The sequence below is a fragment of the Xenophilus sp. genome, from assembly GCF_044462705.1.
GTDB classification, from domain to species: Bacteria; Pseudomonadota; Gammaproteobacteria; order Burkholderiales; family Burkholderiaceae_C; genus Xenophilus; species Xenophilus azovorans.
This window is the reverse complement of the sequence record NZ_JBIQNC010000233.1, coordinates 1-6,990: the sequence shown is the minus strand read 5'-3', so window position 1 is coordinate 6,990 and position 6,990 is coordinate 1. Positions and strand designations below refer to the sequence as shown.

The following is a 6,990-nucleotide window of genomic DNA, read 5'->3' as shown; positions in this document are numbered from 1 at the left end:
CGCAGCTTGCGCAGCGCGCAGTCCAGCAGGGTGGCGTCCCGCGCCACGTCCACGAAGCCGCCGGGCAGCGCCCAGCGGCCCGGGAAGGGCTCGTCCGCCCCGTCCGGCCGGCGCACCAGCAGCACCTGCAACGCATCGGCGCGGACGGTGAAGATCACCACGTCCACCGTGACCAGCGGGCGGGGGAAGTCGGGCGGCATGCGAGGAGAAGTCATGGCAGGCGGTCGGGCATCGTCAGGAGATCTTAGTTGCGCTGTACCACTTGAGCCCCGCGCCACAATGCGCGCATGCTCCGGCGTCTGCTCTGCACCTTCTCCTGGCAGGAACTGCGCCACCACCCCTGGCGCAGCGCCGCGGCGGTGGGCGCGGTGATGCTCGGCGTGGCGCTGGCCTTCGCGGTGCACCTGATCAACGCCTCGGCACTGGACGAGTTCCAGGGCGCGGTGCGTTCGGTCAACGGCCAGGGCGACGTGGAGATCCGCGCGGCGCAGGGCGGCTTCGACGAGGCGCTGTACGGGCAGGTGGCGGCCCTGCCCCAGGTGGCGCTGGCCAGCCCGGTGCTGGAGGCCGACGTGATGCTGCGCACGCCCGCCGGCGCGCGCCTCGCGCTGCGGCTGGCGGGCGTGGACGCGCTGGTGGTGCCCGGCATCGCGCCGGCGCTGGCGCCCGTGGCGGCGCCCGGCGAGGATGGCGACCGCCTTGCCGCGCTGTCGCCGGGCCGCGTCTTCCTCAACCCCGCGGCACGGCAGGCAGCGGGCGAAGCAACCGCGCTGCTGCTGACGCAACCCGACGGCACGGCGACGCGCGAACTGCGCATCGCCGGCACGGTGGCCGCCGGCGGCGCCGCGCTGGGCGTGATGGACATCGGCGCCGCGCAGGACCTGCTCGGCCGCGCCGGCCAGCTCAACCGCATCGACGTGCGGCTGCAGCCGGGCGCCGACCCGGCCGCCTTCCGCGCCGCGCTCGCCCGGCTGCCGGCCTGGAGCGCCGCGCTGCGCGTGGTCGAGCCGGCCGATGCGGCGCAGCGGGTGAGCAACCTCTCGCGCGCCTACCGCGTCAACCTCACGGTGCTGGCGCTGGTGGCGCTGTTCACGGGCGCCTTCCTGGTGTTCTCGGTGCTGGCGCTGTCGGTGGCCAAACGCGCGCAGCAGTTCGCGCTGCTGGGCGTGCTGGGCCTGGCACCGCGGCAGCGCCTGCATCTCGTGCTGGCCGAGTCGCTGGCGCTGGGCGCGCTGGGCAGCGCGGCCGGCATCGCGCTGGGCGCGGCACTCGCCTGGGCGGCGCTGACGCTGCTGGGCGGCGACCTGGGCGGCGGCTACTTCCGCGGCGCGGCGCCGGCGCTGCAATGGGAGTGGCCGGCCGCGCTGCTCTATGCGCTGCTGGGCATGGCGGCGGCCGGCGTCGGCGGCTGGTGGCCGGCGCGCGCGGCGCAGCGGCTGCCGGAGGCGCAGACGCTCAAGGGCCTCGGCCACACCGGCGCCGGCCCGCGCACGCCCTGGCCGGCGCTGGCGCTGCTGCTGGCCGGCGCGGCGCTCACCCGCGCGCCGGCGGTGGCGGGCATCCCGCTGGCGGCGTACCTGTCCGTCGGGCTGCTGCTGGTGGGCGGCATCGCCGCCCTGCCCTGGGCGGTGGCGCTGGTGTATGACCGGCTGGCGCCGCGCGTGGCGGACCGCCTGCTGCCGCTGCTGGCGGTGGAGCGCGCGCGCCGCATGCGCGGCACCGCCGCCATCGCGGTGAGCGGCGTGGTCGCCAGCCTGGCGCTAGCGGTGGCGCTGACGGTGATGGTGGCGAGCTTCCGCGACTCGGTGGCGCGCTGGCTCGACGTGGTGCTGCCGGCCGACCTGTACCTGCGCCCGGCCGGCAGCAGCGGCGCCGGCAGCGCGAACGCGGAGGCCGCGCCCTTCGACGCCGCCTTCGTGCAGCAGGCGGCACAGCTGCCCGGCGTGGCGCGCACGCAGACGCTGCGCACGCGCAGCCTGCTGCTCGATCCGGCGCGCCCGCCCGTCACGCTGATCGCACGGCCCATCGACGCGCAGAACGCGGCCGGCTCGCTGCCGCTGCTGGGCCCGGCGCTGCCGGTGCCGGCCGGGCGCACCGGCGTCTACGTCAGCGAGGCGATGCAGGCGCTGTACGGCGCCCGGCCGGGGCAGGATCTTCCGGTGCTGGCTTCTGCCTTCGGAGCAGGCGATGCCCATTTCTTCGTCGCCGGCGTGTGGCGCGACTACGTGCGCCAGTTCGGCGCCGTGACGATCGCCGAAGCGGACTACGTGCGCCTGACCGGCGACCGCAGCGTCAGCGACATCGCGCTGTGGCTGGCGCCCGGCGCACACGAGGCCACCGTGCAGCATGCCGCGCGCGCGCTGGCGGCGCGGCGCCTGGGCGCGGCCGACGCGATCGAGTTCGCCTCGGCCGCGCAGATCCGCGCCAGCTCGCTGCGCATCTTCGACCGCAGCTTCGCCGTCACCTACTGGCTGCAGGCGGTGGCCATCGGCATCGGCCTGTTCGGCATCGCCGCCAGCTTCAGCGCGCAGGTGCTGGCGCGGCGCAAGGAGTTCGGCCTGCTGGCGCACCTGGGCCTCACGCGCGCCCAGGTGCTGGCGGTGGTCGCCGGCGAGGGCGCGGCCTGGACGGCCATCGGCGCGCTGGCCGGGCTGCTGCTGGGCCTGGCCGTGTCGGTGGTGCTGGTGAAGGTGGTCAACCCGCAGAGCTTCCACTGGACCATGGACCTGCTCGTGCCCTGGCTGCGGCTGGCGCTGCTGTGCGGCGCGGTGATGGCGGCCGGCACGCTCACCGCCTGGCTGGCCGGACGCGCCGCCGCCTCGCGCGAGGCGGTGCTGGCGGTCAAGGAAGACTGGTAGCCGCCGACGCCTTCGACGCGAGGGCTCGCGGACAATCGCGCCATGAACCTTGCTTCGATCTCTTGGTGGCAACGCACAGCCCCGCTGGCCGGTGCGCTGGTGGCATGCGCGGTGCTCGCCGCCTGCGCGCAGTCTCCGGCGCCGCCCCCGCCGCCTGCCGCCTCTCAGGCCCCGCTGCCGATGCCCGGCTCGGACGTCGACCCGCAGGGCTGCAAGCCGTCCGCCGGCTACCGCTGGTGCCAGCGCACCGCCCGCTGCGAGCGGCCTTGGGAACTGGCGAAGCAGCGGGGCTTCGACAACACGCCCGAGGGCTGGCAGCGCTTCTGCGGCGCGCCTGCACGATGACCGGCTGGCTCCACGGCGCCATCGCGCGCATCGAGGCGGACGTGCAGCGCAGCGCCGACACGCACCTGATCCCGCTGCGCCTGCCGGCCTACGAGGCGGCCGGCATCGACCTGTACCTCAAGGACGAATCCACGCACCCGAGCGGCAGCCTCAAGCACCGGCTGGCGCGCTCGCTGTTCCTCTACGCGCTGGTCAACGGGCAGCTGCGCGAAGGCATGACGGTGGTGGAAGCCTCCAGCGGCTCCACCGCCGTGAGCGAAGCCTACTTCGCCCGCCTGCTGGGCCTGCCCTTCGTGGCGGTGATGCCGCGCGGCACCTCGCCCGAGAAGATCGCGCAGATCGAGTTCCAGGGCGGGCGCTGCCACTTCGTCGACCACGCCGGCGAGGTGTACGACGAGGCGCGCGCGCTGGCACGCCAGAGCGGCGGCCACTACATGGACCAGTTCACCCACGCCGAGCGCGCCACCGACTGGCGCGGCAACAACAACATCGCCGACAGCATGTTCCAGCAGATGGCGCGCGAGCGGCACCCGGTGCCGGCCTGGATCGTGGTGGGCGCCGGCACCGGCGGCACCAGCGCGACCATCGGCCGCTACGTGCACTATCGGCGCCATGCCACGCAGGTGGCGGTGGCGGACCCGGAGGGCTCGGTCTTCACCGCCTACCACGCCAGCGGCGACGAGACACTCGCCGCGGCCGGCTCGCGCATCGAGGGCATCGGCCGCCCGCGCGTGGAGCCGAGCTTCATCCGCACGCTGGTCGACCGCATGGTCCCTGTGCCCGACGTGGCCTCCATCGCCGCGATGCGCGTGCTCTCCGGCCTGCTGGGGCGCCGCGTGGGCCCGTCCACCGGCACCAGCTTCGTCGGCATGCTGGCGCTGGCGCACGAGATGCACGAGCGCGGCGAGCAGGGCTCGATCCTCTCGCTGCTGTGCGATGCCGGCGAGCGCTACCTGCCGACCTACCACGACCCGGCCTGGGTGACCGTGCGCTTCGGCGACTGCGCACTGGCGCAGCAGGGCATCGAGGCGGCGCTGCGCGGCTGAGCGCCCGCGGGGCCGGCCCCGCCGCGCCCTACGCGGCGGCCTTCAGCGCCTCGGCGTCCGACGGGCGGTGGCGCGCCACGATCCGGCCGTCGCGCACGTGCACCACCTCGTCGGCCACGTCGAAGTAGCGGTCGTCGTGCGAGATCACGATCAGCGTGTGCCCCTTGCTGCGCAACTCGGGCAGCAGCTGGCGGTAGAAGAGGCGTCGGAACGCCGGGTCCTGATCGGCCGCCCATTCGTCGAACACCAGCACCTGCCGCCCCTCGAGGTAGGCGTGCAGCAGAGCGAGGCGCTTGCGCTGGCCGGTGGACAGGTCCAGCGTGTCGAACGCGCCGTCGCGGATCGTCACCTTGTGGGCGATGTCCAGGCGCTCCAGGTAGGCCCGGGCCGCGGCGGCGGCTTCGCGGCCGCACAGCAGGCCGTCCGCGCCGTCGCCCATCAGCTCGTCGAACAGGTAAAAGTCGGCGAACACGGTGCCGAAGAGCTGCCGGTATTCGTCGCGCGTGGCATCGGTCACCGCCTTGCCGTCCAGCAGCACCTGGCCGCGCTGCGGCGCATACAGCCCGAGCAGCAGCTTCACCAGCGTGGTCTTGCCCGAGCCGTTCTCGCCGACGATAAAGACGATGCTGCCCTTGCCGATACGCAGGCTCAGCGGCCCGACCTCGAAGCGTGAGGCGCGCGCCGGCCCAGCGCGCACGCCTTCCTCGTCGTCGTCCGCGGGTGCTTCCTCGTAGCCGTAGCCGATGCCGCGCAACTCGATGCAGTCACGCAGTTCGGCGCGCGGCGCGGGGCCGCCGGTCGGCGCAGCCAGCGGGATCGGCTCGGCCGTGGAGAAGCGCGTGGACAGGTCGGCGATGCGCTCCAGCGCCACCCAGGCGCGGCCGATCGCGGGCAGGATGCTCGCGATCTGGTCGAGCGGCCCCTTCAGGTACAGCAGTACCAGCACGAAGCTCCCGAGCACCGCCGGCTCGGGCAGACGCTGCATCGCCCAGGCCATCACCAGCGAGATCAGCAGGAAGTACAGCGCCGAGCCGAAGGCGTTGGCCGCCACGAAGGCGTTGGTCGCGCGGATGTTGACGTGGCCGATCTCCTCGATCGTGTCCCTCACCTGGCGTTCGTACACGTGCTGGCGGCGCTGCCGGTGCAGCCTCAGTTCCTTGGCACCTTCGCTCAGGCTGCGGTAGGCCTTGTGCAAGCGCTCCTCGGCCTGACGCGCCTTCTGGAAGCCCGACAGACCGCGCCGCTGCGCCAGGCGCTGGACGAGGACGCCGCAGGCCAACGCCAGCAGCAGGAGACCGAACATCGGCAGGGACAGCCAGGCCAGATAGAGCAGGCAGCCGCCGGCCACCGCGCAGGCGATCGCCAGGGCGGCCAGCGCGAACACCGTGCTGCTGACGGTATCGATGTCGTGCGTGAGCACGGGGATCAGCCGGTGCACGCGGTAGCGCTCCAGCGCGTCGATCGGCGCCGCGAGGATCTTGCGCGCCAGCGCCTGCCGGATCTGCGCCACCACCCCCTGCCCGACCCAATTGGTGAGCAGCAGCGACACGGCGCGGCCCACCAGCGTCAGCGCGCTCAGCCCCAGCACCGCCAGGAGCACGCCGCCGGCGATGTGCCCGGGCTCGCGGATCACCTCGGCCAGCCGGGCCAGCAAGGCCACCGTCGCGACGCCGGCCAGGGTGCCGACCAGCGCCGAGAGCAACAGCCAGCCGGCGTAGGGCCGCAGCAGCGCGCCCAACTCCCGCAACGTGGCGGACACGGCTGCCCGCGGCGGGGCAGGATCGGCCTTCTGGCGGGAGGAAGAAGAGGAGGAAGAAGCCGGGGAGGCGTTGTCCGCTGCCACGCGATGTCCAGTCTGTAGGTGTCCGAGAGGTCGATGACGCGTCCGCTGGAAAGGCTGGTAGGTGGCGGCGGCTGGGTACGTGCGGCTGCCAACGGCATGTCAAATTTTGTCAAAAATTATTACATGGCACTCGAACTTTGGGAACGGCCGCCGATGCCCGATCCAGCGCCGGGCGGTGCAGGAGCGGAATCGGAGATCATCCCGGCATGTGTTCCCCCCGCCCCGTCGCCCCCGACCGCCTGCTGCCGGGGCGCCGCCGGACGCTCGGCCTGCTGGCGGCGCTGGCCGGCGGCGCCTGGCGGCCGGCCCGTGCGCTGCAGCCGCGCACGCTGGTCTTTCCGCGCGACCACGGCAGCCACCCGGATCTGCGCACCGAATGGTGGTACATCACCGGCAGCGCACGGGCGGCGCAGGGCGGCCGGCGCTTCGGCTTCCAGATCACCTTCTTCCGCTCGCGCGTCGATGCGGCACAGGACCTGCGCTCGGCCTTCGCGGCGCGGCAGCTGGTGTTCGCGCATGCGGCGGTGACCGACCTGCAGGGCCGGCGCCTGCTGCACGACCAGCGCATCGCCCGCGCCGGCTTCGGCATCGCGCAGGCCGGCGAGGCCGACACCGACGTGCGGCTGCGCGACTGGTCGCTGGTGCGCAACGCCGCAGACGGCAGTTACCGCGCCGAGGCGCCCGGCGAAGGCTTCGCGCTGTCGCTGCGCTTCGCGCCCACCCAGCCCGTGCTGCTGCAGGGCGATGCGGGGCTCTCGCGCAAGGGGCCGGAGGCCGTGCAGGCCAGCCACTACTACAGCCAGCCGCAGCTCGAGGCCGCGGGCCGCATCGCCATCGAGGGCCAGGGCCGCTTCGAGGTGCGCGGCCGCGCCTGGCTGGACCACGAGTGGAGCGAGGC

6 protein-coding genes are annotated in these 6,990 nt (G+C 74.0%); 4 read left to right on the top strand and 2 right to left on the bottom strand.

Annotation, left to right across the window (positions count from 1 at the left end; all coding sequences use genetic code 11):
• The coding region (locus ACIY1X_RS23175; protein ID WP_399685189.1) for an NUDIX domain-containing protein at positions 1-215 on the bottom strand (215 nt) is incomplete at its 3' end.
• Positions 216-287: 72 nt separating this feature from the next.
• On the opposite strand from ACIY1X_RS23175, the gene ACIY1X_RS23170 reads away from it, so the two are divergent.
• From ACIY1X_RS23170 to ACIY1X_RS23160, 3 genes are read left to right on the top strand one after another with little or no spacing between them, the layout of a single operon-like run.
• Positions 288-2,858, top strand: coding sequence for an ABC transporter permease (locus ACIY1X_RS23170; protein ID WP_399685186.1), 2,571 nt, complete (start codon positions 288-290; stop codon positions 2,856-2,858).
• Positions 2,859-2,900: 42 nt separating this feature from the next.
• Positions 2,901-3,203, top strand: coding sequence for a hypothetical protein (locus tag ACIY1X_RS23165; protein WP_038214060.1), 303 nt, complete (start codon positions 2,901-2,903; stop codon positions 3,201-3,203).
• Entirely contained in the window at positions 3,200-4,249 is a 1,050-nt protein-coding gene (locus ACIY1X_RS23160) for a PLP-dependent cysteine synthase family protein (RefSeq protein ID WP_399685184.1), read from the top strand. The genes ACIY1X_RS23165 and ACIY1X_RS23160 overlap by 4 nt, the downstream gene beginning before the upstream one ends.
• Before the next feature lie 28 nt (positions 4,250-4,277).
• Here ACIY1X_RS23160 and ACIY1X_RS23155 read toward each other — a convergent pair whose 3' ends face one another.
• Positions 4,278-6,092 carry a cyclic peptide export ABC transporter gene (locus ACIY1X_RS23155; protein WP_399685181.1) on the bottom strand — a complete coding sequence of 605 codons (1,815 nt, stop codon included), beginning with the start codon at positions 6,090-6,092 and terminating at the stop codon, positions 4,278-4,280.
• 206 nt (positions 6,093-6,298) lie between these two features.
• Here ACIY1X_RS23155 and ACIY1X_RS23150 point away from each other — a divergent pair.
• Positions 6,299-6,990, top strand: a 692-nt coding sequence (locus ACIY1X_RS23150; RefSeq protein ID WP_399685179.1) for a lipocalin-like domain-containing protein, incomplete at its 3' end; no start/stop codon positions are given.

Excerpts from the sequence above, each read along its gene's own strand:
- ACIY1X_RS23170 (WP_399685186.1), top strand. The coding sequence starts at position 288 with ATGCTCCGGCGTCTGCTCTGCACCTTCTCCTGGCAGGAACTGCGCCAC.
- ACIY1X_RS23165 (WP_038214060.1), top strand. The coding sequence starts at position 2,901 with ATGAACCTTGCTTCGATCTCTTGGTGGCAACGCACAGCCCCGCTGGCC.
- ACIY1X_RS23160 (WP_399685184.1), top strand. The coding sequence starts at position 3,200 with ATGACCGGCTGGCTCCACGGCGCCATCGCGCGCATCGAGGCGGACGTG.